Consider the following 26,325-nt stretch of genomic DNA (forward strand, 5'->3'; position numbering starts at 1 on the left):
TCAGAGGGTCTTGATGAGGCCGCCGTCGATGAGGAAGTCGGCGCCCGTGACGTTGCCGGCGCGGCCGCTCGCGAGCAGCAGCACCAGGTCGGCGACCTCGGCCGGCTGCGTGAAGCGACCGGTGGAGAAGCCGCCCTGACCGGCGACGACCGTGTCGCGGGCGGTCGCGAAATCGACGCCGAGCTGCTTCGCCGCGGTCGCCGCGACACCGTGGTCGCCGAGCCAGAGATCGGTCGCGACCGGTCCCGGGCTGATGCTGTTGAACCGCAGGTTCTTCGGCCCGTACTCCTTCGAGAGCGACTTCGAGAGGTTCCAGACCGCCGCCTTCGCGGCCGAGTAGTCGATGACCCCGGGATCGGGCAGGAACGCGTTCACCGAGCCGATCGTCACGACCGTGCCGCCGCCGCGGGCGATCAGCTCCGGGATTGCGGCCCGCGACATCCGCACCATCGTCAGGAAGCACACGTCGAGCGTGCGCTGCCACGCGTCGTCGTCGATCGAGAGGAAGCCGTCCGAGCGCAGCGTCACGGCGCCGACGTTGTTGACGAGGATGTCGAGGCCGCCGCGTGCGCGCGCCGCGTCGATGAGAGCGGCGGGGGCATCCGGGTCGGTCAGGTCGACCGGCACGAAGGTGGCCGACCCGCGCTCGACGAGCGCGCCGAGCGCCGCGGTCGGCGTGCGGGATCCCGCGACGACGTGAACCCCCTCCGCGGCGAGCGCCTCGGTCACGGCGAGGCCGATCCCCTTGCCCGCGCCCGTGACGATCGCGACCGTGCCGTCGAGTCCGAGGTCCATGGCCCAGACGCTAGGGATTCGTCAGCTCGCGGGCGTGTCCCCGCTCTTCCTGGGTGCGACGCGGTCACTCTGCGGGGCGGAGGGCTGGACTACGGACGGGTCGGCCAGCAGCCCCGGGTCGGCGAGCAGGGACAGCAGCTGCAGCTTCTCGGCCGACGGACCGCCCGGCGCCGGGATGTACATGCCCAGCGACTGCCCGCCCGTGCCCGGCAGGTCGAAGGTCTGGTAGCGCAGCTCGACGAGGCCGACGGCCGGGTGGCTGAAGGTCGACGGATGACCGGCCGGCCCCCGCGTCTCGTGCCGCGCCCAGAGCACTGCGAACTCCGCGTCCAGGTCGTTGAGCCGCTCGAGCAGCGCGGTGATCTCGGGCCCGTCGTCGTGCGGGTCGACGGACGAGCGCAGGTACGCCACCGCCCGCCGCGCCGTCATCCGCCAGTACGCGTCGCGCGGCACGCTCGGATGGAACATGAGCTCCACGAGGTTGTTGCCGATCCGGAACCCGGGGCTGAGCAGCTCCGCGAGGCGGTTGACGTAGATGATCGTCAGATAGCGGTCCACGACGTGCGCGGGAATGGACGGCATCGAGGCGATCAGGCCGACGAGGCTCGGGCTGACGGTGCTCGCCGCGGCGGCCGTGGCGAGCGCCGGATGCGCGAGGCGGTGCAGGTGCGCGACCGCGTCGGCGTCGAGCGCGAGCGCCCGGGCCAGCCCGCTGAGCACCGCGGACGACGGATGCCGCTCCCGCCCCTGCTCGAGCTTGAGGTAGTAGTCGCTGCTGATCCCGGCGATGAGCGCGACCTCCTCGCGGCGCAGGCCGTCGACCCGACGGCGCGCCGAGCTCGGCGGGAGGCCGACCTCCTCCGGCGTGAGCCGGCCGCGGCGCGCGCGCAGGAACTCCGCGAGTGGCCCGGGCCGATCCATGGGAACACCGTAGGGCCCGGACGCGCCGCGGCGCGTGTCCGCGCTGCAACCAGGCTCCGGCCCCGGGTTCAGACCGGGCTCGGGCTCAGGCCCCGCTCGGGCTCAGGTCCCGTCCGCGTCGAGGCGGGCGACCAGCTCGAACAGCCGGCGCTCGGAGTCGCTGCCGGGTGCGGCGTGGCCGAGCACGAGCGTCTGGTCGGTGCCGGGCACGCGCAGCAGCTCGTAGCCGAGCTCCATCCGCCCGACGTCGGGGTGGTCCATCACGATGTCCACCGCGAAGGCGTCGGGGCGGTCGTCGTCGTGCCACGCGCGGCTGAAGTCGTCGCTGCGACGCGCCAGGTCGTTCCGGAGGCCGTGCACCCGCGGGTCGCCGGCATCCGTCTGCTCGAGCTGGTGCTTGAGCAGCGCGACCATCCGGCGGGAGACCTCGCGCCACTCGGGCAGCGTGCGGCGTGCGCTCTCGTCGATGAAGGTCGCCTCGGCGAGGTTCACGCCCACCGCGAGGCGCGGCGAGACCGCCCGGGCGACCGGGTTGGACGCGATCACGTCCCAGCGGGCGTTGACCAGCACGGCGGGCGTGGTCGGCAGCGACTCCACGAGCTCGGCCAGCAGAGAGTCGACCGGGTCCATGCCGCCGAGCCTAACCAGAGCCCGGACGGCGATCGCGTCCCCGCCGCTCCTAGGCGCAGCCCGGTCAGGCGCCCTCGTCGCCGGTCGGGCGTTCTCGTCGCCGGTCAGTCGCCGAGCGAGCGGAGGATCTCCTCCTCCCGCGTGCCCGGGTCGGCGTAGTGGGCGACCAGGGTCAGCCGAGCGTCGCCGGGCACCGCGAGGCTCTGCCAGCGCAGGGTGAGCAGGCCGATCCCGGCCACCCAGGTGGTGCCCACGCCACTCGACTGCACGGTGACGTCGTGCCGGCCCCACAGGCGCACGAAATCGGGCTCGGTGACGACCAGCCGGCCGACGAGCTCGTGCAGGCGCGGGTCGTCCGGGTCGCTGCGCTCCCGCAGCGCCGCGAGGGCGAGCAGCACGTGATCGTCCCAGTTCGGCAGGTTCGCGCGGGCGGCATCCGAGAACAGCGTGTCGAACATGTTGGAGCCGACCGCGCCGAACGTGAACACCCGGCTCGCGCGATCGTTGACGGCGAGCACGTCCTGACACGCGTTGATGACGTACGCGGCGGTGTCCTGGAAGCCGTCGAGGAACACGAACACGTCGTCGTCGAGCGACCCGGGAAGCGGGGCGAACGACCGCAGCGGCGGCGGGTCCGCGATCCGCTGCAGGTAGGCGGTCGCCGCGTCGTCGAGACCGAGCGCGACGGCCAGAGCCCGGAGCACCTGGTCGGACGGATGCGTGTCCCGCCCCTGCTCGAGCCGCAGGTAGTACTCGGGGCTGATCCCGGCACGACGCGCGACCTCCTCGCGGCGCAGCCCCTCGACCCGCCGTCCGGGCTCGGTCGTGAGTCCGACATCCGCCGGCCGCAGCGCGTGGCGTCGCGCGCGCAGATAGTTGCCGAGGTCGTTGATCGCCACGGCGCCAGCGTAGAGCCGCGCGGGGCGGTCAGGTTCGGTCGGCGAACACCGTCCGTGCCACAGCGATCGCGGCCATCGCGCGCGGTCAGCCGACGTAGAAGGCGAGGTGCGTGATCGCGTCGACGATCTCGGCCCCGGCAACGCCGTCGTCCAGCGCGAAGCCCGCATGGAAACGGACGCGGCATCGCGATGCGCTCAGACGAGACCGCCCGCAACCACCGCGCCGCCCTCTGCCTCGCCGCAGCCCTCCACCGGCTCGACAGCAGCTTCAGCAACACGACCTAGCCGCCGTTCAGAACTCCTGAGAATTCGCACGGGTGCAGCCCCCCGCGTCCGCAGCGCCGCCGGGTTCCGGGGGCCGCGCCGAGGGGCTCCGAAATTCCTCAGGAGTTCTGAACGGGGACAGGCCGGCGCATGACGGGTACCGGCGCATGACGGGCGCCGGCGGCCTCGGGCGGTGGCGAGACCCGAGCCCGTGCTCGCCGACGGCGATCAGCACCGGCGGCCTCGGGCGGCGCGGCCTCGGGCAGCGCGGCCGTCTGCCTGCCCGCTTGCCTACGCACCGTTCGCCTAGCCGCCGTTCAGAACTCCTGAGAATTCGCACGGGTGCAGCCCCCCGCGTCCGCAGCGCCGCCGGATTCTGGGGCCGCGCCGAGGGGCTCCGAAATTCCTCAGGAGTTCTGAACGGAGACGGACCGGCGCATGACGGGCGCCGGTGGGCTCGAGCGCGGCATCCTGGATCTCCTCGCGGTGACGCTCGACGTACTCGCGCACGGCGACGCACCTTGCGACAACGGCTCCCGCCGATGACAGAAGCCCCGCGATCCCCCCGTTTCCGGGGTTCGCGGGGCTTCTACAGTGGCGGTGACGGTGGGATTTGAACCCATAGACCAAGCCGTCGGCTCGGCTCCTCACGAGCACGAATCCACGATCGATGGGCCGCGCGGACGCTGTCAGCGCTGGTTCGGTTCGTTGTGCTTCTCGATGTTCGTGGGGTTTTCGTGGGCTCCCCGTCAGTCCGGCACTCTCCCTGACGTCCGACCTCAGTGGGTGTGCGTGCCGGAGAGCTTGAAGCCCAGGCGTCCGTGCGCATAGGCCGCACCGGCGCCGATCGCGGAGGCCACCCAGGCCGCCTCGGCGAGTTCCGTCTCGGTGGCTCCGGCCCTGACCGCGTTCGCCGCGTGGCCGTCGATGCAGTAGACGCACTGCTTCGAGATGCCGACGGCGTAGGCGATGAGTTCGCGGTACTTGCGCGGGATCTCCCGGCCCTCGTCGGCGAACACTGCGGCATCGAACGCGGCGAAGGCCGCGAGCACGTCGGGCGTCGTCTCCTTGTAGGCGGCGACGTACTTCTTGTCCTCGTCACGGTCGTAGTAGGCGTCGGTCATCGGTCCTCCTCGGGTTCGGTGGTCGTCACGTGCTTCATCCTGCCGACGGTGCGTAGCGGCTCGCCGGGCGCGGCAGCCCGAGGTGGTCGCGCAGCGTCGCGCCGGCGTACTCGGTGCGGAGCAGTCCACGGCGCTGCAGCTCCGGGACGACGAGCTCGGTGAAGTCGACGAGCGTGCCTGGCTGCCACGGGAACGAGACGGTGAAGCCGTCGGCGGCATCCGTCGTGAACAGCTCCTCGATGTGGTCGGCGACGTCGGTCGGCGTGCCGATGATCGCGCCGTCTCCGCCGGTGACGAGCTCGACGAGACCGCGGATGGTCGAACCGGATGCCGCGGCCTGCGCGTACAGTTCACGGCTGCGGCCGCGACTGCGGTTGGTCGCGCCGTCGGTCGGTGACTCGGCGAGGAGTGGCAAGGGAGCGTCGAGCGGCAGTCCGCCGAGATCGACTCCGAGCCAGTACTCGACGTCGGCGAGTGCGACGCGGGGGTCGAGGAGCTCCCGGATCGCGGCGAAGCGGTCCTCCGCCTCGGCGCGGGTCGGGGCGACGACGGTGGCGAGCTCGGGCAGCACGAGCACGTGCTCGGGATCGCGGCCGTGCGCGACGGCTCGGCGCTTGATGTCGGCGTAGTACGCGCGGGCCGCATCCGCCGGCACCTGGGCGCTGAACACGAGATCCGCTTCGCGGGCCGCGAAATCGCGGCCCGCATCCGACGAGCCGGCCTGCGCGATGACGGGATACCCCTGGGGTGGTCGGGCGATGTTGAGCGGGCCGGCGACCGAGTACGAGTCCCCGGCGTGGTCGAGCGCGTGCAGCCGCGCGGGATCGAAGTACAGACCCGCCTCGACGTCGAACGCGAACGCGTCGTCGTCGAAGCTGTCCCAGAGACCGCGCACGACATCGAGGAACTCGCCGGCCCGCCGGTACCGGTCGCCGTGGTCGAGGTGCGCGTCGAGGCCGAAGTTGCGCGCCTCGCTGTCGTTGAGCGAGGTCACGACGTTCCACGCCGCGCGGCCGTGCGAGAGGTGATCGATCGACGCGAGGATGCGGGCGAGCGTGTAGGGCTGCGTGAAGCTCGTCGATGCGGTCGCGAGCAACCCGATGCGGCTCGTGACCGCACTGAGCGCGCCGAGCACGGTGGTCGGCTCGAGCGCGTCGTTGACGACCGCGACCCGGGCGAGCGCGGCATCCGTCGTGTCCGGTACGCCGACGAGGTCGGGCAGGAACACGGCGTCGAAACGCGCGGCCTCGAGACGCCGCACGAGGTCGGCGATGAACGGGAAGTCGACACCCGCCGCTCGGGGAGCGTCGGGGTGGCGCCAGCCGGCGAGGTACTCGCCCGCCGGCTTGAGGAAGCCGGTGAGGTGCAGTTCGCGGCTCATGCGCGCGCTCCTTCGGTCGAGAGGGACGGAACGGATTCCGGGCGGGCGAGCCCGAGCGTGTCGCGCAGCGTCGCGCCGTAGTGCCGGCGGAACACGCCGCGCTCCTCGAGAATCGGGAGCACGCGGTCGACGAAACCGTCGAGAGTGTCGGGCAGGTAGGGGAACGAGACGTTGAAGCCGTCCGCTGCGCCGGCGCGGAACCAGCTCTCGATGCGGTCGGCGATCGTCTCGGGCGAACCCGCCGTCGTGCCGCGCTCGTTGAACTCGAGGGCGAGCTGCCGCAGCGTGAGGTTCTTCTCGCGTGCGATCGCGAGGATCCCGTCGCGGCGGCTCTTCGACCGGTTGCTCTCGGGGATCTCGGGCAACGGTGCGTCGAGGTCGAATTCGGTGAAGTCGATGTCGCCGATGTTGTCCTGGATGCTGCGGCGCAGCACGTCGTCGTGCAGCAGCGACTGCAGATGGTCGAGCTTCTCGCGCGCCTCGGCATCCGTGTCCGCGACGATCGGCGTGAAGACGGGCCAGACCTTGATCGAGTCGGCCGCACGACCCGCCTCGACGGCGAGCTCGCGCACGCGCGCACGGTAGGCGATCGCCTGGTCGAGGTCGGTCGTCGCGGTGAACAGCACCTCGCCGTGCTTCGCGGCGAACGCCTGCCCGACGGGCGACGCTCCCGCCTGGAACACGACCGGGTGCCCCTGCGGCGGCCGGCTGACGTTGAGCGGACCCGCGATGCGGAACCACGCGCCGTCGTGGTCGATCGCTCGGCGCTTCGCGGTGTCGAGATAGACGCCCGTGCGCTGGTCGCGCAGGAAGGCGTCATCCGTCGCGCCGTCCCAGAGTCGCCGCACGACGTCGACGAACTCCTCGGCGCGCCGGTAGCGCTCCTCGTGCTCGAAGTGCTGGGCACGGCCGAAGTTCGCGGCTTCGAGGGGCACGACGCTCGTGACGACGTTCCATCCCGCACGGCCCCCCGAGATGTGGTCGAGGGTCGCGAATCGCCGGGCGATCGAATACGGCTCGTTGTAGCTCGTGGTCGCCGTGCCGACGACGCCGATGTGCGAGGTGCTCGCGGCGATCGCGGCGAGGAGGGTGATCGGCTCGAAGAAGTCGGCGCGCGCCGTGCGGCTGAGTGAGTCGAGGTCCTTCCCCCAGATCGCGACGACATCGGCGACGAAGATCGCGTCGAAGCCGCCCCGCTCGAGGGTGCGGGCGGCCGCGATGTACGCGTCAACGTCGAGCTGTCCTCGCGGATTCGCGCCAGGGTACCGCCAGCCAGCAAGGTGGCCGCCGGCGCCGTAGAACAGGGCGCCGAACTGGATGCTCGGGTGAGCGTCGGCCGACGAGGTCTCGGCAGGCTCGTCCCGCGTTCCTCGCGGAGTGTGATCGGTCATGGTGCGGGGCTCCATCCCAGGGCGGGCGCGATCTCGGTCGCGATGGTCTCGAGGGCGGCGATCGCCGTCGTGACCGTCGTGCTCTCCGCCTGCACGGCGAGCACGAGGTCGGTGGACGACGGCAGCACTGGGTCGGCGCTCAACGAGGCGACGATGTCGTCCGGTCGGCCGTACTGCACGTTCAGCGCATCCAGCAGCTCGGTGAGCCCGGCGTCGGGGCCGAGCCATCCGTACTCGACGTGGTAGTCGAGGTGACGCGCCACATCCGGGGCGAGGCGGGCGGCCGCCGCCTCCCTGCTCACGTCGGGGAACGCACCGCGCACGGCCGCGGCGCGCGGTCGCTCCGCGGCCCGCGACGAGGTGGCCCACCCCGCGGCGTGCTCGGCCGCGAGCTGCTCCTGCACGCCGCGCGCTGGCCCCAGGCCGAGCAAGATGCCGCGCCCCGCGGCGCCGGCGGCCCATGCGGCTTCGGCGCGCACCGGCGTCTCCCAGACACGATCGACGAGTGTCGGCGCGTCGGGCTGCAGGAGCGCCCCGCCCGGCAGCACGTCGCCGCGCAGGGCCGACTCGAGCCGATCGCGGTGCTGCGCGTACAGCTCCCGGCGGCGGTCGGGGTCGCGATCGAACGCCGCGAACTGCTCGAGCGACGGACCGCCCGAACCGAGTCCGAGCTCCACGCGGTCGCCCGCGAGGGCATCGAGCACGGCGAGGTCCTCCGCGACCCGCACCGGGTGCTCGAGCGGCAACACGACGACGGCGGTGCCGAGACGGATGCGGCGGGTGCGTGCGGCGGCCGCGGCGAGCAGCACGAGCGGCGAGGGCAGCCGTCCCTGCAGCGTCTGCAGGTGGTGCTGCGACACCCAGCCCGAGTCGAACCCGAGCTCGTCGGCCGCGACGAAGAGATCGACGAGGGCCGGGTAGAGCTCGCGGGCGGTGACCTCGGCGGTGCCGTGCGCGTGCGTAAGGAACCCGAGACGGAACGGTGCGGTCATCGGCTGAACTCCGGGATCGTGGGGACCGAGGCGAGAAGCTCCCGCGTGTACGGGTGCGTCGGCTCCGCGAGCACGCGAGCCGCGTCGCCCGCTTCGACGACGCGGCCGCCTCGCAGCACGACGATGCGGTCGGCGACGCTCTGCACGAGGCCGATGTCGTGGCTCACGAGCACGATCGACAGACCGAGCTCGGCGCGCAGACGCCGCAGCAGTTCGAGGATCTGCGCCCGTACCGTGACGTCGAGGGCGCTGAGCGGCTCGTCGCCCGCGAGCACCCGCGGCCGGTGCACGATGGCGCGAGCGAGGGCGACCCGCTGGCGCTGACCACCCGAGAGCTCGTGCGGGAACTGCCCGGCGCGCCAGGTCTCGAGACCGACGTGTCCGAGCGCTTCGGCGACGAGCGCACGATGATCCCCCGCGACGCGCTGCGCCCGGAGCGGCTCGGCGATCGTGCGCTCGATCGTGAAGCGCGGGTCGAGCGACGTGTACGGATCCTGCAGCACGATCCCGGTCTCGCGGCGGAGCCGCCGCTCCGCGGCAGCGTCCACTGGTTCGCCGCGGAACAGCGTCTCCCCGGCATCCGCTCGATCGAGTCCGAGCAGGATGCGCACGAGCGTCGACTTGCCCGACCCCGACTCGCCGATGATCGCGAGCGTCTCGCCGGAGCGCACCTCGATGTCGACGTCGACGAGCGCGTCATGCCGCACGGGTCGCGAGAGCAGTCCCTCGCGCGCGACGGTGTACGACCGGCGGAGTCCCCGGCCCTCGAGCAGCACCTCGGTCACCGGCGGACCTCCAACGGTCTCCAGCTCGTCGCGCGGGCCGCATCGACGAGGCGTCGGGTGAGGGGCTCGGCCGGCGTCGCGATGAGCCGGCTCACACTGCCCTCCTCGACGACGCGACCGAGCGCGAGCACCACGGCGCGTTCGGCGACACGCGCGAGGACCGCGATGTCGTGCGTCACGAACAGCAGGCCCGTGCCGCGGTCGGCGACGACATCCGAGAACAGGTCGAGGATGCTCGCCTGCACCGTCACGTCGAGAGCGGTCGTGGGTTCGTCGGCGATCACGAGTCCGGGACTCGTGGCGAGAGCGATGGCGATCGCGATGCGCTGGCACTGACCGCCGGAGAGCTGATGCGGATAGCGCTGCACGATGCCCTCGGGGTCGGGGAGGCGCACGCGCTCGACGAGTCGCACGGCCCGCGCGAGCGCGTCGGCCGTCGAGATCTCGTAGTGGATGCGCAGCGCCTCGGCGATCTGCGCCCCGACCCGGCGGGTCGGATTGAGCGCCGCGCGGGGCTCCTGGAACACCATGCCGACCTGCTTGCCCCGCACGCGCGCGAGCTCGCGATCGGACAGTCCGAGCAGGTCGCGACCGTCGAGGCGGATGCGGCCCGTCACCGCCGCCACCGGGGGCAGCAGCCCGAGCACCGCAAGTGCCGTGAGCGACTTGCCCGATCCCGACTCGCCGATGAGGCCGACGCGCTCGCCGTCGTCGACGCGCACGGAGACGCCGTCGACGACGCGGCGGCCGCGGATATCGATGCGCAGGTTCTCGATCTCGAGGGTCACGCGCGCGCCTCCCCCACGACTGTCGACGACGGCGTCGCGGGCGCGGGCGTTGACGAGTCGGCGCCTGCCGCATCCGCCGCCGCACCCGGGGCTGCCTCGGTCGGGATGGACGCCGCGCGCGAGCGCCGCAGGCGCGGATCGAGCGCCTCGCGCAGGGCGTCGCCGAGCAGCGTGAGTCCGAGCGTCGCGATCGAGATCGTCAGCCCCGGCCACAGCACGGCAAGGGGCTGCGTGGCGATGTAGCCCTGCGTCGCACTCAGCAGCCGCCCCCACGACGGTGTGCCGCTCGGAGCACCGTAACCGAGATACGACAGGCCGGCCTCGGCGAGCACCGAGACGGACGCCGCGAGCGAGAGCTGCACGACGAGGGTCGGTCCGACGTTGGGCACGAGATGCTGCACGACCATGCCGACCCGGCCGACGCCGGCGGCGCGCGCCGCGAGCACGTAGTCGGAGCGCTGCACCCGGCGGATCTCGGGACGGGTGACCCGCGCGACGCTGAAGCCGAACCCGATGCCCACCGCGAGCACGACGACCGTCAACGAGCCCCCGATCGTCGCCGCGAGCAGCATCGCGATGAGCAGCACGGGAAAGGCGATCGCGAGGTCGACGAGCACCGTCACGGCCTCGCGCACGCCCCGCGGGGTGAGCGAGCCGAGGGCCGCGAGCGACACCCCGACGAGGCCGGCGACGAGCGTCGCCCCGACCGCCACCAGCACCGTCGTGCGGGCGCCCGCGAGCAGCCAGCTGAACAGGTCACGGCCCGTCTGATCGGTCCCCAGCCAGTGCCGCGCGCTCGGCCCCTGCCAGCGCTCCGCGATATCCGTGTGCAGGAGCGGCCACGGCGTCCAGACGAGCGAGAGCGCCGCGGAGGCGACGAGCAGCACGACCACCGCGACCCCGATCACGCCGCCCGGGCGCCGCAGGAGCTCGCGGAGAGCACCCCCGACCGCGCTCACGCGCCGGCCTCGCGCAGTCGCGGGTCGAGCACGCGGTGCACGACGTCGACGACGGCACCGATCACGAGCACGATCGCAGTGAGGAAGAGGATCTCGCTCTGCACCTTCACGAGGTCGCGGTTGCCGACGTCGGAGACGAGCATGCGCCCGACGCCCGGCAGGTTGAAGAGCGACTCGACGAGCACGGCCCCGGTGATGAGGCCCGCCACGGTGAGCGCGGTCACCGAGATGATCGACAACCCCACGTTCGGCAACCCGTGCGTGAGCAGGGCGCGCGTGCGGGTGAGGCCCTTCGCCGCCGCCGTGCGCACGTAGTCCTGGGCGAGCGCCTCGAGGGTCGCCGAGCGCACGAACCGCAGCAGCACCGCGCCCTCGATGACGCCGATCGTGAGCGCCGGAAGCACGAGCGCCGCGAGCGCCGCCGACGGGTCAGCCCAACCGTCGCGCGGGAAGCCCTGTGTCGGCAGCAGGGGCACGAGCCCCACGCCCCGACCAAGCAGGAGGATGAGGAGCAGCCCGGCCCAGAGCGCCGGCACCGCCGCGAGCGCCTGCGCGGCGACGTTGATCGCGCCGCCGCCGCGCTCGGCGCGCACGGCCGAGAGCACGCCGAGCGGCAGCGCGATGACGAGGCCGACCACGAGGGCGAGCAGCGTGAGCGGCAGCGTCACCTGGAACTTCTGGCCGAGCTCCTCGCCGACCGGGGTGCCCGTGATGAGCGAGTCGCCGAGGTCGAACCGCACCAGCCCGGCCAGCCAGGAGAGGTACTGGCTGACCGGACCGGCATCGAGTCCGAGCGATTCCCGGATCGCCGCGATCTGCGCCGGCGTCGCGTTCGTGCCGCCGATCACCTGTGCGACGTCGCCCGGGAGCACACGCAGCACGAGGAAGACGAGCACGCTCGCGAGCAGCAGCCCCGCGACGAGCAGGCCGAGTCGGCCGATCAGGAATCGCAGCACGGTCGCGTCAGTCGGTGACGGTCACGCCGGTGACGTCGAGCCGCGAGCTCGTCGAATCGGTCGGGAAGTCGTGCACCGTGTCGGCGACGATGGTCGTGCCCGTCGAGTTGTACAGCCAGTCGGCCGCGGCATCCTCGGACACGATCTTGGCGGCCTGCTGGAGCAGATCCGCCTCCTCGTCGGTCGAGGCGGCGGACGACGCCTGCGCGTAGAGGTCTTGCACCGTCGCGTTGTCGTACCCGAAGTAGTAGTCCGGATTGGCCCAGTTCTTGAAGTCGCGAGCCTCGGCGTGGTCGACGATGCTCAGCTCGTAGTCCTTGTTCGTGTAGACGTCGGACAGCCAGGTGCTGAACTCCACCGAGTTGACCGTGAGGGTGATGCCCGCCTCCGCGAGCTGCGACGTGAGCAGGTCGGTCACCGTCGTGCCGTAGAACGACGGAATGGTGAGCGTCAGGTCGAGACCGTCGGCGTAGCCCGCGTCGGCGAGCAGGCTCTTCGCCTTGTCGACGTCGTGGGGGTAGAGGCCGCTCAGGTCCTCATAACCCGGGTCGTTGCTCGTGATCGGTCCGCCGAGCACCTTCCCGGCGCCACCGACCGCGGTGATGATCGCCTCGTGGTCGATCGCGGAGCGGATCGCCTGACGCACCTTCTCGTCGTTCAGCGGCGCCTTCGCGTTGTTGAACGCGAGCACGAACTTGTCGCTCGCAGATCCGTCGACCACCGAGAGGCCGTCGACGCCGTCGAACTGGGACACGGTGTTGGCGTCGACGCCGGTGAGCACGTCGAGGTCGCCCGCGAGGATGGCGTTGTTGCCGGCTGTCGCGTCGGTGTAGTAGCTGAACACGACGCTCTTCAGCTGCGGCTCCTCGCCCCAGTAGTCGTCGTTGCGGGTGAGGGTGATGCTGTCGCCCTGCTTCCACGAGTCGAGCAGGAACGGACCGCTGCCGATCGCGGTCGTCGCGATCTCGTTGGTGGCGTCCTGATCGAGCACGAGGCCGGCACGACCGGCGAGCGAGTAGAGCAGTTCGGGGTCGCGGTCGGACAGGGTGATCGTGACCGTCGTGTCGCCGTCGGCAGCGACATCCGTCACCTTGCCGAGATCGCCGGAGTTGACGCCCTTCGCGTCGATGAGGCCCTGGATGCTCCACACCACGTCGTCCGCGGTGAGCGCGTCGCCGTTCGAGAACGTCTCGTCGGGCGCGAGCGTGAACGTGTAGGTGAGACCGTCGTCGGAGACCGTCCAGTCGGTCGCGAGGCTCGGCGAGATGTCGCCCGTCGCATCGCGCGAGACGAGCCCCTCGTAGACGTTGTCGATGAGGATCTGGTCGAGTGCGGCTCCGGACACGGTGCGGATGTCGAGACTCGTCGGCTCGAGGCGCAGGCCGACCCGCAGCGTGGCGTCCGCGTTCACGGCCGCAGCCGGAGCGGCGTCTCCGCCGTCGCTGTCGCCTCCACCGGTCGACGATCCGGAGCCGCTGTTGGCGTTGATCGCGACCGGGATGCCGATGCCGGCGCCGACGACGACGACCGCTGCGACGACGATCCCGGCGATGAGGCCGCGCCGCGATCCCGTCGGCTTCTTCTTCTCGGTGAGGGCCGGCTCCTCGGCCGGCGTGGGGGTGTTCTCGTCGCTCATGACGGGTTCTCCTGGGTGCTGTGAGGTGGGGTGGTGCGGATAGGGGTGGTGCGATGGCGGGTCACGCGAGGTGCGCGACCGCCCGGAGGGCCTGATCGAGATCGGCGATGAGGTCGCGAGGATCCTCGATGCCGATGGAGAGCCGCACGAGCGACGGATCGACGGATGCCGCCGCACGCTGCTCCTCGCTCAGGCCGGAGTTGGTGGTCGATGCCGGGTGGATGACGAGACTGCGCACGTCGCCGATGTTGGCGAGGTGGCTGAACAGCTCGAGCGCGTCGACGAATGCGGCACCCGCGGCGAATCCGCCGGCGATCTCGAAGGACACGATCGCGCCGCCGCCCTCGGGCAGGTAGCGCGCCGCGACATCCGCCCACGGCGCGTCGGGGTGGCTCGCGTAGTGCACGCGCGTGACCTGCGGGTGGGCGTCGAGGTGCGCGACGACCGCGCGCGCGTTCGCGACGTGCTGCCGGATGCGCAGGCTCAGCGTCTCGAGCCCCTGGATGAGCAGGAAGCTGTTGAACGGGCTCGGCGCCGGGCCGTAGTCGCGCAGCACCGTCGTGCGCAGGCGCAGAGCGTACGCGAGACCGAGGGGCGAGAAGCGCTCCCAGTAGCCGACATCGCCGTGACCCACGTCGGGCACGTGCAGACCCGGCCACTTCTCGGGCTCTGCACCGAAGTCGAACGTCGCGCCGTCGACGATGATGCCGCCGATCGCCGTGCCGTGCCCCGCGAGGAACTTCGTCGTCGAGTGCACGACGATGTCAGCCCCGTGCTCGAGCGGGCGCAGCAGGTAGGGCGTCGCGAGAGTGTTGTCGATGATGAGCGGCACGCCCGCCTGGTGCGCGACGTCGGCGATGGCGCGGATGTCGAGGACCGCGCCCGTGGGATTGCCGATGCTCTCGGCGAAGAACACCCGCGTCTCGGGGCGCACGAGCGCGCGCCACGCCTCCGGGTCGTTGATCTCGGACACGAGGCTCGTCGCGATGCCGAGTTCGGCGAAGCGGCGCAGCAGCAGGTTCGTGGTGCCGCCGTAGACCTGGTTGGAGACGATCACGTGGTCGCCGGTGCGCAGGATGTTGAGCAGCGCGAGTGCGGTCGCCGCCTGCCCGCTCGCGGTCGCGACCGCTGCGACCCCGCCCTCGAGGCGGGCGATGCGCTGCTCGACGACGGTCGTCGTCGGGTTCGACATGCGGCTGTAGGCGTAGTTCTCGAGGTCGTCGAGCAGGAACGACGCGGCCGCGGCATCCGCGCTGTCGTAGGTGAAGCTCGTCGTCGCGTAGATGGGCGTCGCGCGCGCGTGCGTCGTCGGGTCGGGGCGCGCGCCGGCGTGCACCTGGGCGGTGTCGAAGCGCCAGTCGGCGGCATCCGTCATGCGGTCACCGCCGCGAGGTGGTCACGCAGGAGGGCGGCGAGCTCGACCGGGCGCTCCTCCTGCACGTTGTGTCCCCCGCTCACGCGCACCACGCTCGAGCGCGGAACGCGGCGGAGGAACTCCTCGACGCGCGCCGGCGGCACGAAGCCGTTCTCGGCGGCGATGAGCAGCACGTCGCCGGTCGCGCGCTCGAGCGGCGACCAGACGGCGGAGAAGTCGGTGGCGAACGGGCTCGCGCCCGCGTCGAGGTTGGCGAGGTGGTGCTTGAACACGACCTGCCCGTCGTCGCGCACCCGCGTGTTGAGCGCGACCCCGCGCTCGACCGACGAGCGGTCGGGGCCGAAGCCGAACGACAGCGCCCGGTCGACGATCGCGTCGCGCGACGGGAACACGTTCGGCCCCGCGAGGAAGTCGCGCACCGGGTTCGGCGCGTCGGTCGGCAGGTCGACGGGCGCGAACGGCACGGCATCGACGATGACGGTGGAGCGCACCAGATCGGGCCGATCGCCCGCGAGTACTCCCGCGGTGAGGCCGCCGAGCGACTGCCCGACGACGACAACCGGGGCGTCGACTAGGCGGGCGATCGCCTCGGCCACGGCCGGTGCGATGGTGGTCGGCGCGTAGTCCGCGTCGTCGCGCCACCCCGAATCGCCGTGACCGGGTAGGTCGATCGCCAGCGCGGGCACGCCGAGCGCGAGAACGGTGGCATCCCACGTGTGCGCGTTGAGTCCGCCGCCGTGCAGCAGCACGACCTCCGGGGTCGACGTCCCCCAGCGGATGCCGCTGACGGTTCCCTCGGACGTCACGACCGCGACGCGCGCGTGCACGGGCACGGCAGCGCCGACGGCGGCCGCCTCGCTCGCCAGGTAGGCGAATTCGTCGAGCGTGTTCTGGTCGCTCATGCTGGGCTCCGGTTCGGGTCGTCGAGACGGGTGGACGACCGACAGCATCCGGTCGCCGGTCGCCCCGCGCGCCGTCGGCGTCACACGGTGAAGTCCTGTGTCGTCGTGTGACGCGCGCCCGGCACGACGCCGGCGAGCGGATTACATTCCCGCCGGAGATGACCACCGACGACTCCCGCCCCGCATCCGACGCCGGACGCATCGCCCTGCCCGGCACCCACAACCTGCGGACGGTGTCGGCGCCCGCTCTGCGCGTCGGAGCCCTGCTGCGCTCCGACGCGCTCCACGCTCTCGATCCGTCGTCGTGGTCCGCGCTCGCCGACCGGGGCGTGCGCACGGTCATCGATCTGCGCGGCGACGACGAGAAGGGCGTCGCGACGGGCGCCCGCGCGGCCGCCGTCGGCATCCGTGTCGAGTCCGCCCCGGTCTTCGCCGCCGGGGCGGCCGACTACGTGGCGACGGGTGCATCGATCGACGACCTCTACGCCGATCTGCTCGGGCGGCACGCGCCGGGCCTCGTAACCGCGGTCGACGCAGTAGCGGCTGCTCCGGAGGGCGCGGTGCTCGTGCACTGCTCCGCGGGCAAGGACCGCACCGGCATCGTCATCGCGCTGGTCCTTCTCGCGATCGGGGTCGATCGGTCCGCCGTCGTCGACGACTACTCGACCTCCGAGGAGCTGTTGCGCGCCTCGTGGCTCGACGAGCGGCTGCGTTGGCTGGCGGGTTTCCACCGACCGGCCGTGCTCGAGGCGTCGCTCGAACTCATCGGCGGCAGCCCGCGCCGTGCCATCGAGACCGTCATCGACCGCATCGGGTCGGAGTGGGGCTCCGCGGAGGCCTTCCTGCGCGCGCATGGGCTCACGGATGCCGCACTCGCGTCGCTGCGCGCCCGCTTCAGCGGGTAGGGACGCGAGCGAGTTCGGCCCCGAGGAAGCGCGCGACGCTGCGTGTCGCCGATTCGGGTGCGACGGCCTCGACCGCGGGGTTGTAGTTCGTGTTGGTGTTGACGTCGTAGACGACGGATCGTCCGTCGACGGTCTCGATGAACTCGACCCCGGCGATCTCGATGCCCGCCCCGGACAGGAAGCTCTCGACGCGGCGGATGAGCGGATGGTCCGCAGTCACGGTGTTGCGCAGCTCGAAGGGCTCATGCAGCGATCCGCTGGGCACCTCGCAGACGTCGGCCGGACAGAGCTCGAAGCTGCCCGCCGCTGTGTCGACGCGCACGGCGTAGACGAATCGGCCGCCGACGAACTCCGCCCGGGTCACGAACGGCTCGACGGGCACGAGACGCTCCTGCACGATGGTGATCCCGTCGAGGGGCTCCTCGTAGAGCGGCGAGGCGAGGTACTCCTCCAGGTGCTCCACCGCGTCGAACCCGCGCACCCCGAGACCTTTGCCGCCCTGGTTGTGCTTCACGATCGCCGGTGCTCCGATGGCGCGCGCAGCATCCGCGATGCCGTCGCGCCCGACGACGGCGATCGAGCGCGGCACGTCGATGCCCGCCGCGGCGAGCGCGGCGTGCTGCGCCGCCTTGCTCACCTCGATCTCGAGCACGCCTCGTCCGTTCACGACGCGGCGTCCGTGCGCCTCGAGCCACGCGAGAGTCGCTCGGCCGGCCTCCTTGGCGACGCGGCGACCGCGCGTGTGCGAGGAGGCGCTGAGCCGCGACCAGAACAGGCCGTCGGGCGGCGCCTCGGAGAGGTCGATGCGCGCGCCGTCCTCGAGCAGCCACTCCCGCAGTGCGACGCCCTCCGCGGCGAACGCCGCGCGGAACGGCGGCAGCCACTCCGGATGGTCGTGCAGAACGTGCACCGCGAGCGTCACGCGATCGCTCCGGCGGGGGTGCGCCATCCGAGCAGCGGAGCCACGTCGACCGCCACGGTCTCGAGCACGCGGTGCAGCGTCGGCAGATCGAGCTCGGTGATCGGCGTGAGCAGCACGTCGTCGGCGAGCGCAACGCTCGGATCGGCGGCGATTTCCTCGGCGATGCTCTCCGGTTCGCCGCCGTAGAGCGGACTCCACTGGGTCGTCGGCGGTGTGCCGGCGAAGCGCCCCTCCGCATCGACGAGGCCGCGATAGCGCTCGACGTAGCCCCCGAACCGCGCGCGGTCCTCGGCCCCGACGAGCGGCAGGATCGAGCGCGAGATCGCGACGCGCGGAGTGCGATCCGGATGCTGCCGGGCGAACTCGTCGCGGTAGGCCGCGATCTGGCGCGCCTGGTTCTCGCCGAGCGTGCCGGGAACGAACTCGCCGTTGAGCGTGGAGAGCAGCAGGTCGTAGCCGAGTCGTGCAGCACGCAGGGCGCTCGAGAGCGTGCCCGAGCCGTACCAGAGCCGCGACGAGAGCCCCGCGCTGATGGGCTGCGCGACCGCACCGCTGGGTCGTGGTTGCGGGTCCGTCCAGCCGGAGGCGGCCGCGACATCCGTCGGTGTCGTGCCCGCCGACCCGGCCGTCGCCTGCTCGCGGGCGACGAAGGGATCGGCGGCGAAACGCGATGCGTACGGCTCGCCGAGCGGCCGTCCGGCGATCGCGTCACGGAGAGCGGCGAGGCGACCGGACACGACCGCCTCGCGGTCAGCACCGACCGGGGCGTCGACGGCGCCGTGGCCGGAGCTCACCCCCAGCTCGAGCCGCCCGCCGCTCAGCAGGTCGGTCGTCGCGGCGTCCTCGGCGAGGCGGAGCGTGTCCTCGAACCCCACGGGCAGCACGCCCGTGCCGAGACGGATGGCGTTCGTCTCACGGGCGACGGCGGACAGGAACGGGAAGGGCGCCGACAGCGTCGGCGAATGCCTCCTGACTCGCACCCAGCCGCTGCCGTAGCCGAGACGCTCGGCCGCCCGGAACAGGTCGATGCCCTGTTCGAGCGACCGCGCCGCATCCGCGGGTCGATCGTGACTGACGAAGACGAGGAAACCGAGACCGGGCGCGCTCACAGCGGTGCCCCGTCGACCGTCACAGGATGCCGTTCCCCCGCTTCGACGCGCACCGGGATGCGGTTCTCGACCGGCGGCAGCGGACAGTTCCACGCCGGACTGAACGCGCACGGCAGCAGCACCGCGCGGCGCAGATCGACGACGACACGGCCCTCGACCGGCGCGGGCAGACGCAGGGTGCGCCCCGATCCAACGGAGTCGACGCCGGTCGTGGCATCCGTGAAGTGCACACGCAGGCCATCGCCGTCGGCTGTCGCGAGCAGCGCGACGTGCTCGCCGCGGAGCACGAAGCGGATGACGGCCGCCACGGGCACCTCCACGGGACGCGGGTCACGAACGTGCGTGATGGTCACGGTGCGCTGGGGAGCAGCGTGCACGGTCGCCTCGACCACCCACGGTGCTGCTCCCGACGGGTGATCGGCTTCGTCGAACCGCGCTGCGCCGGCGAAACGTCGAGCGGCCGCACGGTGGCTGTTCCAGACCTGCAGGGCGTGCCTCGTCCCGTCGTAGCTGAAGATCACGCCCTCGGCCCCGTTCCCGAAGCGCGCGACGGACGGGCCGTCGACCGCGTCCGCGTACAGCACGGCCGTGTGCTCGACGAGGGTTCCGCCGATCTCGACGGCGTCGTCGGGGGCTACGGTGACGCGCAGCCCCGCGACGCCCGCGGGTGCGGGCGACCACAGCCCCGGCGCGCCGGCGACGCGGGTGGCCGGGGCTGTGACGAAGTCGCCCCACTCGAACGCGACGGGGGAACGGGCCCCCGAGAGATGCGCCTCGCGCCCGGTGAGGAACTGCGCCAGCGGCGGGGAGTCGACAGGAGTCTGAACCGTGCTCATGCGGGCACGGTAGGCCGCACGTCCCGTCCGCACGTCCTCATGACGAACTCTGACGCACCGGGCAGCTCGACCGATTCGTCCGACCGCGCGGAATCGCGCGATCAACGGCGCAACCTCGCGTCGTACGACGCAACAGTTCGGAACACGATTCGACGACGACGCCGAGCTCACGAATGATCGCCCGGTCGGTCGATCACCGACGACGCCGCCCCGCGGCACCACAGCACAGCACCACCAAGGAGGAGACATGTCCGACCAGGACGTCACCGTTCAGCCGCCCAAGCGCCGCGGCCCGCTCATCGCCGCCATCGTCGCGGTCGTCGTCGTCATCGTCGCGGCCGTCGGCATCGTCATCGGCGTCAACGCGAACAACGGCGGGTCGACCGCCGCTCCCGGCGGAGCGGCCACCGGCGACAGCACAGACCCGGCCGACGACGCCACCCCCATCGCCGACGGCGACAAGGGCTCCGCGAGCAACCCCGTGAAGATCGGCGTCGTCGGCGCGAGCGACCCCTACTGGGACCTCTACAAGCAGGCGGCCGCCGACGCGGGCATCAGCATCGATCTGGTCGACTTCACCGACTACGCGCAGCCCAACCCGGCGCTCACCGAGGGCGATCTCGACCTCAACCAGTTCCAGCACATCATCTATCTCGCGCAGTACGACGTCGACGCGAAGGCCGACGTAACGCCCATCGGCTCGACCGCGATCTACCCGCTCGGCCTGTACTCGACGCAGTACGACTCGACCGACGCGATCCCGGACGGCGCGACGGTCGCCGTGCCGAACGACGCGTCGAACCTCGCCCGCGGCCTCCTCGTTCTGCAGTCGGCGGGCCTCGTCGAGCTGAAGGACGGCGGTAGCCCGTTCTCGACGATCGACGACGTGCTGCCGAGCTCGCGCGTGAAGGTCACGACCCTCGACGCGAACCTCACTGCGACGTCGCTCCCGGATGTCGCCGCCGCGATCATCAACAACGACTTCGTCCAGGACGCCGGCCTGAGCTTCGACGACGCCATCGCGAAGGACGACCCCACCGACCCCAGCGCGCAGCCGTACATCAACATCTTCGCCGCGCGCGCGGAGGACAAGGACAACCCCGTCTACCTCGAGCTCGTCTCGATCTTCCAGGACACGAAGGCCGTCACCGACGGACTGCAGGAGACCTCGGGCGGCACCGCGTCGCTCGTGAAGACCCCCGTCGCCGACCTCGAGCAGTCGCTCGCCGACACGGAGGCGGCACTCTCGGCCTCGAAGTAACCGTTCGACACCACCGACCGGCTCGGTGGCCACTGCGGATGCCGCTCCCGACACGATCGGGAGCGGCATCCGCCTCCCTGCGTCCGGAGGACACCATGCCCCTCATCCGTCTGACCGACGTGCGCAAGCACTATCCGCCGCGGCAGCGCGGCGCCGAGTCGGCGATCGCCGTCGACGGCGTCTCGCTCGAGATCGAGGCCGGCGAGATCGTCGGCATCATCGGCTACTCGGGCGCCGGCAAGTCGACGCTCGTGCGCCTCATCAACCTGCTCGAGCGGCCGACCTCCGGCTCCGTCGAGATCGACGGCCAGGACATCGCCGCCCTGCCCGAACGGCGGCTCGGGCGCATCCGCTCCGACATCGGCATGATCTTCCAGCAGTTCAACCTGTTCTCGTCGAAGACCGTCTACGGCAACATCGCCTACCCGCTCGCCGTCGCCGGAGTGCCGCGCGAGAAGCGGCACGAGCGCGTCGTCGAACTGCTGCGCTTCGTCGGTCTCGCGGCGCAGGCGCACGCCTACCCCGAACAGCTCTCCGGCGGTCAGAAGCAGCGCGTCGGCATCGCACGCGCGCTCGCGACGAACCCCCGCATTCTGCTCGCCGACGAGGCGACGAGCGCCCTCGACCCCGAGACGACGGCCGACGTGCTGCGCCTGCTGCGCCGCGTCAACGCCGAGCTCGGCATCACCGTCGTCGTCATCACGCACGAGATGGACGTCGTGCGCACGATCGCCGACCGCATCGCGGTCATGGAGAGCGGCCGCGTCGTCGAGATCGGCACCGCGTTCGAGGTGTTCGCGCATCCGCGCACGGATGTCGCGCGCCGGTTCGTCTCGACCGTCGTGTCCGACGCCCCGGACCCGGATGCCGTCGTCGGGTTGCGCGCCCGCCACACCGGTCGTCTCGTCACGGTCACGTTCGCCGACGACGACACCGCGCAGGCCGACCTGTTCGCGGCCCTCGCGCGCGGCGGCGTCGGCTTCGAGCTCGTGCACGGCGGCGTCGACGAGGTGCGCGGGCGCACCTTCGGCACGCTCACCCTCGCCCTGCGGGGCGACACGGCGGCGATCGACGCCGCCCTCGCATCCGTCGGCTCGGCCCATGTGACGGAGGTGGCGTGATGGACCGCCTCATCGAACTGCTCCCCAAGCTCGGCGTCGCCGCGTGGGAGACCGTCTACATGGTCGGCATCGCGATGGTCGTCGGCGGCACGGTCGGGCTCGCGCTCGGTCTCGGCCTCTACCTGACGCGGTCGGGCAACCTGCTCGAGAACCGCGTCGTGTTCACGATCCTCAACGTGCTCATCAACTTCTTCCGACCGATCCCGTTTGTCATCCTGCTCGCGGCCGTGCAGCCGCTCGGCCGCATCGTCGTCGGCACAGGCATCGGCAACCCGATGGCGATCTTCGGACTCGTCGTCGGCTCGATGTTCGCGATCGGCCGCATCGTCGAGCAGAACCTGCTCACCGTGCAGCCCGGCGTCATCGAGGCGGCGCGATCGGTCGGCGCAGGGCGGCTGCGCATCATCGGCACCGTGCTCATCCCCGAGGCGCTCGGCCCCCTCGTGCTCGGCTACACGTTCATCGTCATCGCGGTGACCGACATGTCGGCGATCGCGGGCGTCATCGGCGGCGGCGGGCTCGGCAACTTCGCGATCCAGTACGGCTACCGGCTGTTCGAGCCGGTCGTGACCTGGGCGACCGTGCTCATCATCATCGTGCTCGTGCAGTTCACCCAGGTGATCGGCAACGTGCTGGCGCGACGGTTCCTGCGCCGGTAGACACAGGTCCGCGCTCCGCGCTGCTCGGGATTCCGTCAGCGCGCACGTTCTCGGCTGCCCGTCCGCTCGACGCCTCGCGTGCGAGTTCGCGACGCCTTCTGCAAGAGAAGAACCCCTGATCAGCATTGCTGACCAGGGGTTCTGTGGCGGTGACGGTGGGATTTGAACCCACGGTGGACTCATCGCCCACACAACTTTTCGAGAGTTGCACCTTCGGCCGCTCGGACACGTCACCGCCGACGAGTGTAGCCGAAACGCGGCGCCCGGCCGACCACCGGACCACGGACGACGGGCGCTGCCGGGGACGGCATCCGTTCTCGGCGTTTTCTTACCATCGGCCAATCGGCGGCATAGCCGCGACCGGAACGCTCGCGGATCATGAAGCTCTCCCGACGTGCGCTCACCAACATCGTGCTGGGCGTCGTGATCGTCGCGATCCTCGCGGTCGGTCTCGTGCTGTTCCTGCCCCGCTCCGCATCCTCGTCGACGGGCGCCACCCAGCTCACCGGCACAGTGCAGCAGGGCACGGTGAGCACGACGATCACCGCGAGCGGATCGATCGCGCCCGTGCGGGAGGTCGCGGCCGACTTCGCGGTGAGCGGCACGATCGCGTCCGTCAAGGTCGCGGTCGGCGACACCGTGAAGAAGGGGGCGACGCTCGGCACGCTGAAGACCGCCGACCTCACGGATGCCGTCACCAAGGCCCAGCGCGCGCTCACCGAGGCGAACCAGGCGGTCGACGAGGCGAACGAGACGGTCGACGACGCGGAGAACGACATCGCACGGGCGAAGAAGGACGCGACCTCGAAGGACGAGCAGACCAGGGCACAGGCGGCGAGCACGCTCGAGCAGGCCACGCAGTCCCGGCAGAGCGCCGAGGACAAGCTCGAGCAGGCCCAGGACCAGGTGACGGATGCCGTCGAGGGCGTCGCCGACGCGAAGGCCGACCTCGCCGACGCGAGACTCACCGCCCCGATCGCCGGACTCGTGATCGCGGTCGACGGAGCGGTCGGCGACAGCGCGGGCTCGGGCGGCGCGTCGGGCACGAGCGGCTCGTCGTCCGGCTCGACCGCGTCGAGCGGGAGCGGGTTCGTCACCATCGCCGACGTCTCGTCGATGACCATGACCGCCGCGATCGCCGAGGCCGACATCGCCGACGTCGAGGTCGGCCAGGCCGTCGCCATCACGTTCCCGGCGCTCACCGACGTGACCGCGACCGCGAAGGTCACCTCGATCGCGCCGACGGCCACCTCGTCGAACTCGGTCGTCACGTACGCGACGACGATCACGCTCGACAGCGTCCCCGACGGCCTCCGGCTCGGGCAGACCGCCCAGGCGACGATCACCACGTCGACGAGCGCCGCCGACGCCCTCTATGTGCCGGCCGCGGCGATCAGCACGGCATCCGACGGCACGAAGACCGTGAAGGTCGTCGGCGACGACGGCACGACCACCGAGAAGACCGTCACGACGGGCGTCGTCGGCGACGACGGCACCGAGATCACGTCGGGCCTCAGCGCGGGGGAGACGATCGTGCTCGGCACCGTGAGCGCGACGACGGCGGGGACGACCGGCACCGGCGAGCACGGCGGCTTCGGTGGCTCCGGCGGGTTCGGCGGGTTCGGCGGGGGCACCGGCGGCTTCTCGCGCGAGGGCACGGGCTCCGGCGGCTTCGGCGGGGGAGTCGGCGGCTTCCAGCGCGGGAACGGCAACTGATGGCCCGCTCCCGCGGCACCCGCGTGCCCGTGCTCCCCGGCGAGACCGTGCTCCGCCTCGACGGCGTGCACCAGGTCTACGGCTCCGGCGATGCCGCGGTTCACGCGCTGCGCGGCATCGACCTCACCGTGACCACGGGCGAGTACATCGCGATCATGGGCCCGTCGGGCTCGGGCAAGTCGACGCTCATGAACATCCTCGGCTGCCTGGACGTCGCGAGCCACGGCAGCTACACCCTCGCCGGACATGACGTGGCCGAGATGACCGAGAACGAGCTCGCCCGCGTGCGCAACCAGGAGATCGGCTTCGTCTTCCAGTCGTTCAACCTCATCCAGCGGATGACGGCGCAGGCGAACGTGGAGCTCCCGTTGATCTACGGCGGCGTCGCGCGCGCGGAACGCGCCCGGCGTGCATCCGAGTCGCTCGACCGCGTCGGCCTCTCCGCCCGCGCCGGCCACGAGCCCGTCGAGCTCTCCGGCGGCCAGCAGCAGCGCGTCGCCATCGCCCGGGCCCTCGTCACCGATCCGACGCTCATCCTTGCGGACGAGCCGACCGGCAACCTCGACAGCCGCTCGACGGACGACATCCTGTCGATCCTCGACGAGCTCGCGGCGGCCGGCCGCACGATCGTGCTCATCACGCACGAGGACGAGGTCGCGAAGCGCGCGCACCGCGTGCTCACCGTCGCCGACGGGCTCGTCGTGCACGACAGCGCGGCGGTGGCCGCGTGAGCCCGCTCGAGCTGCTGCGCAGCGCGCTGCGGGGCATCACCGCCAACAAGCTCCGCTCGATCCTCACGCTGCTCGGCGTGATGATCGGCGTCGGCGCGGTCATCCTGCTGCTCGCGGTCGGCAACGGCTCGGCCCAGTCGATCCGCGACTCGATCTCGAGCCTCGGCACCAACACCCTCACCGTGCGGGCGTCGGGCGGCGGCGGATTCGGCGGCGGCGCGGCCGCGACCTCCACGAGCGAGAAGCAGATCACGGCGCAGACCGCGACGACCCTCGAGAGCGCGCACCTCGGCCACGTCGCCGCCGTCGTGCCGCAGGTGTCGACGAGCCTCACGGTCTCCTCGACCGCCGCGAGCGAGGACGGCGTGAGCATCATCGGCACCACGAGCGGCTACTTCGCGGTGGGCACGACCGCGGTCGCGTCGGGCGAGGCGTTCACGGATGACGACACGGCATCCGCTCAGAAGGTCGCCGTGATCGGGTCCACGCTCGCCACCGAGCTGTTCCCGACCGGCAGCGCGCTGGGTCAGACCGTGCAGGTGGACGGGACGCCGTTCACGATCGTCGGCATCCTCAAGCAGCAGTCGAGCACGGGGTTCACCGACGCGAACTCGGTGCTCGTCGCGCCGATCACGCGCGTGCAGCGCTCGTTCACGGGCTTCGGCTCGGTGTCGACGCTCACGGTCGAGGCGACCGACTCCGACAGCGTCGACGCCGCGGCCGGCGAGATCGAGATCATGCTCGACCAGCTGCTCGGCCAGACCGCCGACGACGAGAGCTACACGATCTCGAACGCGAGCGACCTGCTCGAGACGCAGGAGGAGAGCGCGAACACGTTCACCGTGCTGCTCGGCGCGGTCGCGGCGATCTCGCTGCTCGTCGGCGGCATCGGCGTCACGAACGTCATGCTCGTGACCGTCACGGAACGCACCCGCGAGATCGGCATCCGCAAGGCGCTCGGCGCCCGTCGCCGCGCGATCCTCGGGCAGTTCCTCACCGAGGCGGCCGCGCTCACCCTCCTCGGCGGCGTGCTCGGCGTCGCCGCCGCGCTCATCGGATCCCGATTCGAGATCAACGGCACGCAGCCGATCATCCTCGGCTACTCCATCCCGCTCGCCCTCGGTGTCTCGGTCGCGATCGGCGTGTTCTTCGGCTCGTATCCGGCCGCGCGCGCGGCGAACCTGCGTCCGATCCAGGCGCTCCGCTCCGTCTGACCGCGAGCGGCATCCGCCCCGCCTCCCCCGAACCCACCCCCGAACCCACCCCC

Annotated in this window: 25 protein-coding genes and 1 tRNA gene; 7 read left to right on the forward strand and 19 right to left on the reverse strand. The window is 71.7% G+C overall.

Features of this window, described 5'->3' with window-relative positions; all coding sequences use genetic code 11:
- The 15 genes from QT381_RS01080 to QT381_RS01150 form a co-directional block, all read right to left on the reverse strand.
- Complete coding sequence (locus QT381_RS01080; RefSeq protein ID WP_289246753.1) at positions 1-795, reverse strand: SDR family NAD(P)-dependent oxidoreductase; 795 nt, start codon at positions 793-795, stop codon at positions 1-3.
- Positions 796-816: 21 nt separating this feature from the next.
- The gene (locus QT381_RS01085) at positions 817-1,716 is read right to left on the reverse strand and encodes a helix-turn-helix transcriptional regulator (RefSeq protein WP_289246755.1); all 900 of its coding nucleotides are present in this window, start codon (positions 1,714-1,716) and stop codon (positions 817-819) included.
- A gap of 102 nt (positions 1,717-1,818) precedes the next feature.
- Positions 1,819-2,346 carry an MmyB family transcriptional regulator gene (locus tag QT381_RS01090; protein WP_289246756.1) on the reverse strand — a complete coding sequence of 176 codons (528 nt, stop codon included), beginning with the start codon at positions 2,344-2,346 and terminating at the stop codon, positions 1,819-1,821.
- A 104-nt stretch (positions 2,347-2,450) separates the two neighbouring features.
- A complete protein-coding gene (locus QT381_RS01095; RefSeq protein ID WP_289246757.1) occupies positions 2,451-3,245 on the reverse strand; it encodes a helix-turn-helix transcriptional regulator in 795 nt (264 codons plus the stop codon).
- Between the two features lie 1,043 nt (positions 3,246-4,288).
- Complete coding sequence (locus QT381_RS01100) at positions 4,289-4,633, reverse strand: carboxymuconolactone decarboxylase family protein (protein ID WP_289246759.1); 345 nt, start codon at positions 4,631-4,633, stop codon at positions 4,289-4,291.
- A 34-nt stretch (positions 4,634-4,667) separates the two neighbouring features.
- Positions 4,668-6,014 carry an LLM class flavin-dependent oxidoreductase gene (locus QT381_RS01105; RefSeq protein ID WP_289246760.1) on the reverse strand — a complete coding sequence of 449 codons (1,347 nt, stop codon included), beginning with the start codon at positions 6,012-6,014 and terminating at the stop codon, positions 4,668-4,670.
- Positions 6,011-7,405, reverse strand: a complete 1,395-nt coding sequence (locus QT381_RS01110; protein ID WP_289246761.1) for an LLM class flavin-dependent oxidoreductase — start codon at positions 7,403-7,405, stop codon at positions 6,011-6,013. Before QT381_RS01110 ends, QT381_RS01105 begins: the two co-directional genes overlap by 4 nt.
- Positions 7,402-8,397: an LLM class flavin-dependent oxidoreductase gene (locus QT381_RS01115; protein ID WP_289246762.1), complete on the reverse strand. Its 996-nt coding sequence runs from the start codon at positions 8,395-8,397 to the stop codon at positions 7,402-7,404. The genes QT381_RS01110 and QT381_RS01115 overlap by 4 nt, the downstream gene beginning before the upstream one ends.
- On the reverse strand, positions 8,394-9,182 hold the full coding sequence (locus QT381_RS01120) for an ABC transporter ATP-binding protein (RefSeq protein ID WP_289246763.1): 789 nt from the start codon (positions 9,180-9,182) through the stop codon (positions 8,394-8,396). The genes QT381_RS01115 and QT381_RS01120 overlap by 4 nt, the downstream gene beginning before the upstream one ends.
- Positions 9,179-9,970: an ABC transporter ATP-binding protein gene (locus tag QT381_RS01125; protein ID WP_289246765.1), complete on the reverse strand. Its 792-nt coding sequence runs from the start codon at positions 9,968-9,970 to the stop codon at positions 9,179-9,181. The genes QT381_RS01120 and QT381_RS01125 overlap by 4 nt, the downstream gene beginning before the upstream one ends.
- Positions 9,967-10,929 (reverse strand): ABC transporter permease, encoded by a 963-nt coding sequence (locus tag QT381_RS01130; protein WP_289246766.1) that lies wholly within the window; start codon positions 10,927-10,929, stop codon positions 9,967-9,969. The genes QT381_RS01125 and QT381_RS01130 overlap by 4 nt, the downstream gene beginning before the upstream one ends.
- Complete coding sequence (locus QT381_RS01135) at positions 10,926-11,885, reverse strand: ABC transporter permease (protein ID WP_289246767.1); 960 nt, start codon at positions 11,883-11,885, stop codon at positions 10,926-10,928. Before QT381_RS01135 ends, QT381_RS01130 begins: the two co-directional genes overlap by 4 nt.
- Before the next feature lie 7 nt (positions 11,886-11,892).
- Complete coding sequence (locus tag QT381_RS01140; protein WP_289246769.1) at positions 11,893-13,521, reverse strand: ABC transporter substrate-binding protein; 1,629 nt, start codon at positions 13,519-13,521, stop codon at positions 11,893-11,895.
- Between the two features lie 61 nt (positions 13,522-13,582).
- Positions 13,583-14,896 (reverse strand): O-acetylhomoserine aminocarboxypropyltransferase/cysteine synthase family protein, encoded by a 1,314-nt coding sequence (locus QT381_RS01145; RefSeq protein WP_289246770.1) that lies wholly within the window; start codon positions 14,894-14,896, stop codon positions 13,583-13,585.
- Positions 14,893-15,798, reverse strand: a complete 906-nt coding sequence (locus QT381_RS01150; protein WP_289246772.1) for an alpha/beta fold hydrolase — start codon at positions 15,796-15,798, stop codon at positions 14,893-14,895. The genes QT381_RS01145 and QT381_RS01150 overlap by 4 nt, the downstream gene beginning before the upstream one ends.
- A 158-nt stretch (positions 15,799-15,956) precedes the next feature.
- Between QT381_RS01150 and QT381_RS01155 the strand changes: the two genes are divergently transcribed.
- On the forward strand, positions 15,957-16,703 hold the full coding sequence (locus tag QT381_RS01155) for a tyrosine-protein phosphatase (protein WP_289246773.1): 747 nt from the start codon (positions 15,957-15,959) through the stop codon (positions 16,701-16,703).
- On the opposite strand, the gene QT381_RS01160 is transcribed toward QT381_RS01155, so the two are convergent.
- The 3 genes from QT381_RS01160 to QT381_RS01170 are packed head-to-tail and all read right to left on the reverse strand — an operon-like array spanning position 16,693 to position 19,570.
- Positions 16,693-17,652, reverse strand: coding sequence for an ATP-grasp domain-containing protein (locus QT381_RS01160; RefSeq protein ID WP_289246774.1), 960 nt, complete (start codon positions 17,650-17,652; stop codon positions 16,693-16,695). The two genes, QT381_RS01155 and QT381_RS01160, sit on opposite strands and share 11 nt — an antisense overlap.
- Positions 17,622-18,734 (reverse strand): LLM class flavin-dependent oxidoreductase, encoded by a 1,113-nt coding sequence (locus tag QT381_RS01165; protein ID WP_289246775.1) that lies wholly within the window; start codon positions 18,732-18,734, stop codon positions 17,622-17,624. The genes QT381_RS01160 and QT381_RS01165 overlap by 31 nt, the downstream gene beginning before the upstream one ends.
- Positions 18,731-19,570, reverse strand: a complete 840-nt coding sequence (locus tag QT381_RS01170; RefSeq protein WP_289246776.1) for a DUF1684 domain-containing protein — start codon at positions 19,568-19,570, stop codon at positions 18,731-18,733. Before QT381_RS01170 ends, QT381_RS01165 begins: the two co-directional genes overlap by 4 nt.
- Positions 19,571-19,817: 247 nt before the next feature.
- Between QT381_RS01170 and QT381_RS01175 the strand changes: the two genes are divergently transcribed.
- From QT381_RS01175 to QT381_RS01185, 3 genes are all read left to right on the forward strand, one after another.
- A complete protein-coding gene (locus QT381_RS01175; protein WP_289246777.1) occupies positions 19,818-20,831 on the forward strand; it encodes a MetQ/NlpA family ABC transporter substrate-binding protein in 1,014 nt (337 codons plus the stop codon).
- A 95-nt stretch (positions 20,832-20,926) separates the two neighbouring features.
- Positions 20,927-21,952, forward strand: coding sequence for a methionine ABC transporter ATP-binding protein (locus QT381_RS01180; RefSeq protein ID WP_289246865.1), 1,026 nt, complete (start codon positions 20,927-20,929; stop codon positions 21,950-21,952).
- Positions 21,952-22,611: a methionine ABC transporter permease gene (locus QT381_RS01185; RefSeq protein ID WP_289246779.1), complete on the forward strand. Its 660-nt coding sequence runs from the start codon at positions 21,952-21,954 to the stop codon at positions 22,609-22,611. Before QT381_RS01180 ends, QT381_RS01185 begins: the two co-directional genes overlap by 1 nt.
- Positions 22,612-22,755: 144 nt before the next feature.
- On the opposite strand, the gene QT381_RS01190 is transcribed toward QT381_RS01185, so the two are convergent.
- A tRNA-Ser gene (locus QT381_RS01190) sits at positions 22,756-22,846 on the reverse strand.
- A gap of 143 nt (positions 22,847-22,989) precedes the next feature.
- Between QT381_RS01190 and QT381_RS01195 the strand changes: the two genes are divergently transcribed.
- From QT381_RS01195 to QT381_RS01205, 3 genes are read left to right on the forward strand one after another with little or no spacing between them, the layout of a single operon-like run.
- Positions 22,990-24,327, forward strand: coding sequence for an efflux RND transporter periplasmic adaptor subunit (locus tag QT381_RS01195; RefSeq protein ID WP_289246781.1), 1,338 nt, complete (start codon positions 22,990-22,992; stop codon positions 24,325-24,327).
- Entirely contained in the window at positions 24,327-25,058 is a 732-nt protein-coding gene (locus QT381_RS01200) for an ABC transporter ATP-binding protein (protein ID WP_289246782.1), read from the forward strand. Before QT381_RS01195 ends, QT381_RS01200 begins: the two co-directional genes overlap by 1 nt.
- Positions 25,055-26,272 carry an ABC transporter permease gene (locus QT381_RS01205; RefSeq protein WP_289246785.1) on the forward strand — a complete coding sequence of 406 codons (1,218 nt, stop codon included), beginning with the start codon at positions 25,055-25,057 and terminating at the stop codon, positions 26,270-26,272. The genes QT381_RS01200 and QT381_RS01205 overlap by 4 nt, the downstream gene beginning before the upstream one ends.
- The last annotated feature ends 53 nt before the right edge of the window (positions 26,273-26,325 follow it).

Origin of the sequence: Galbitalea sp. SE-J8 (assembly GCF_030345695.1) — a bacterium.
In the GTDB taxonomy this organism is placed as follows: Bacteria; Actinomycetota; Actinomycetes; order Actinomycetales; family Microbacteriaceae; genus JAUASV01.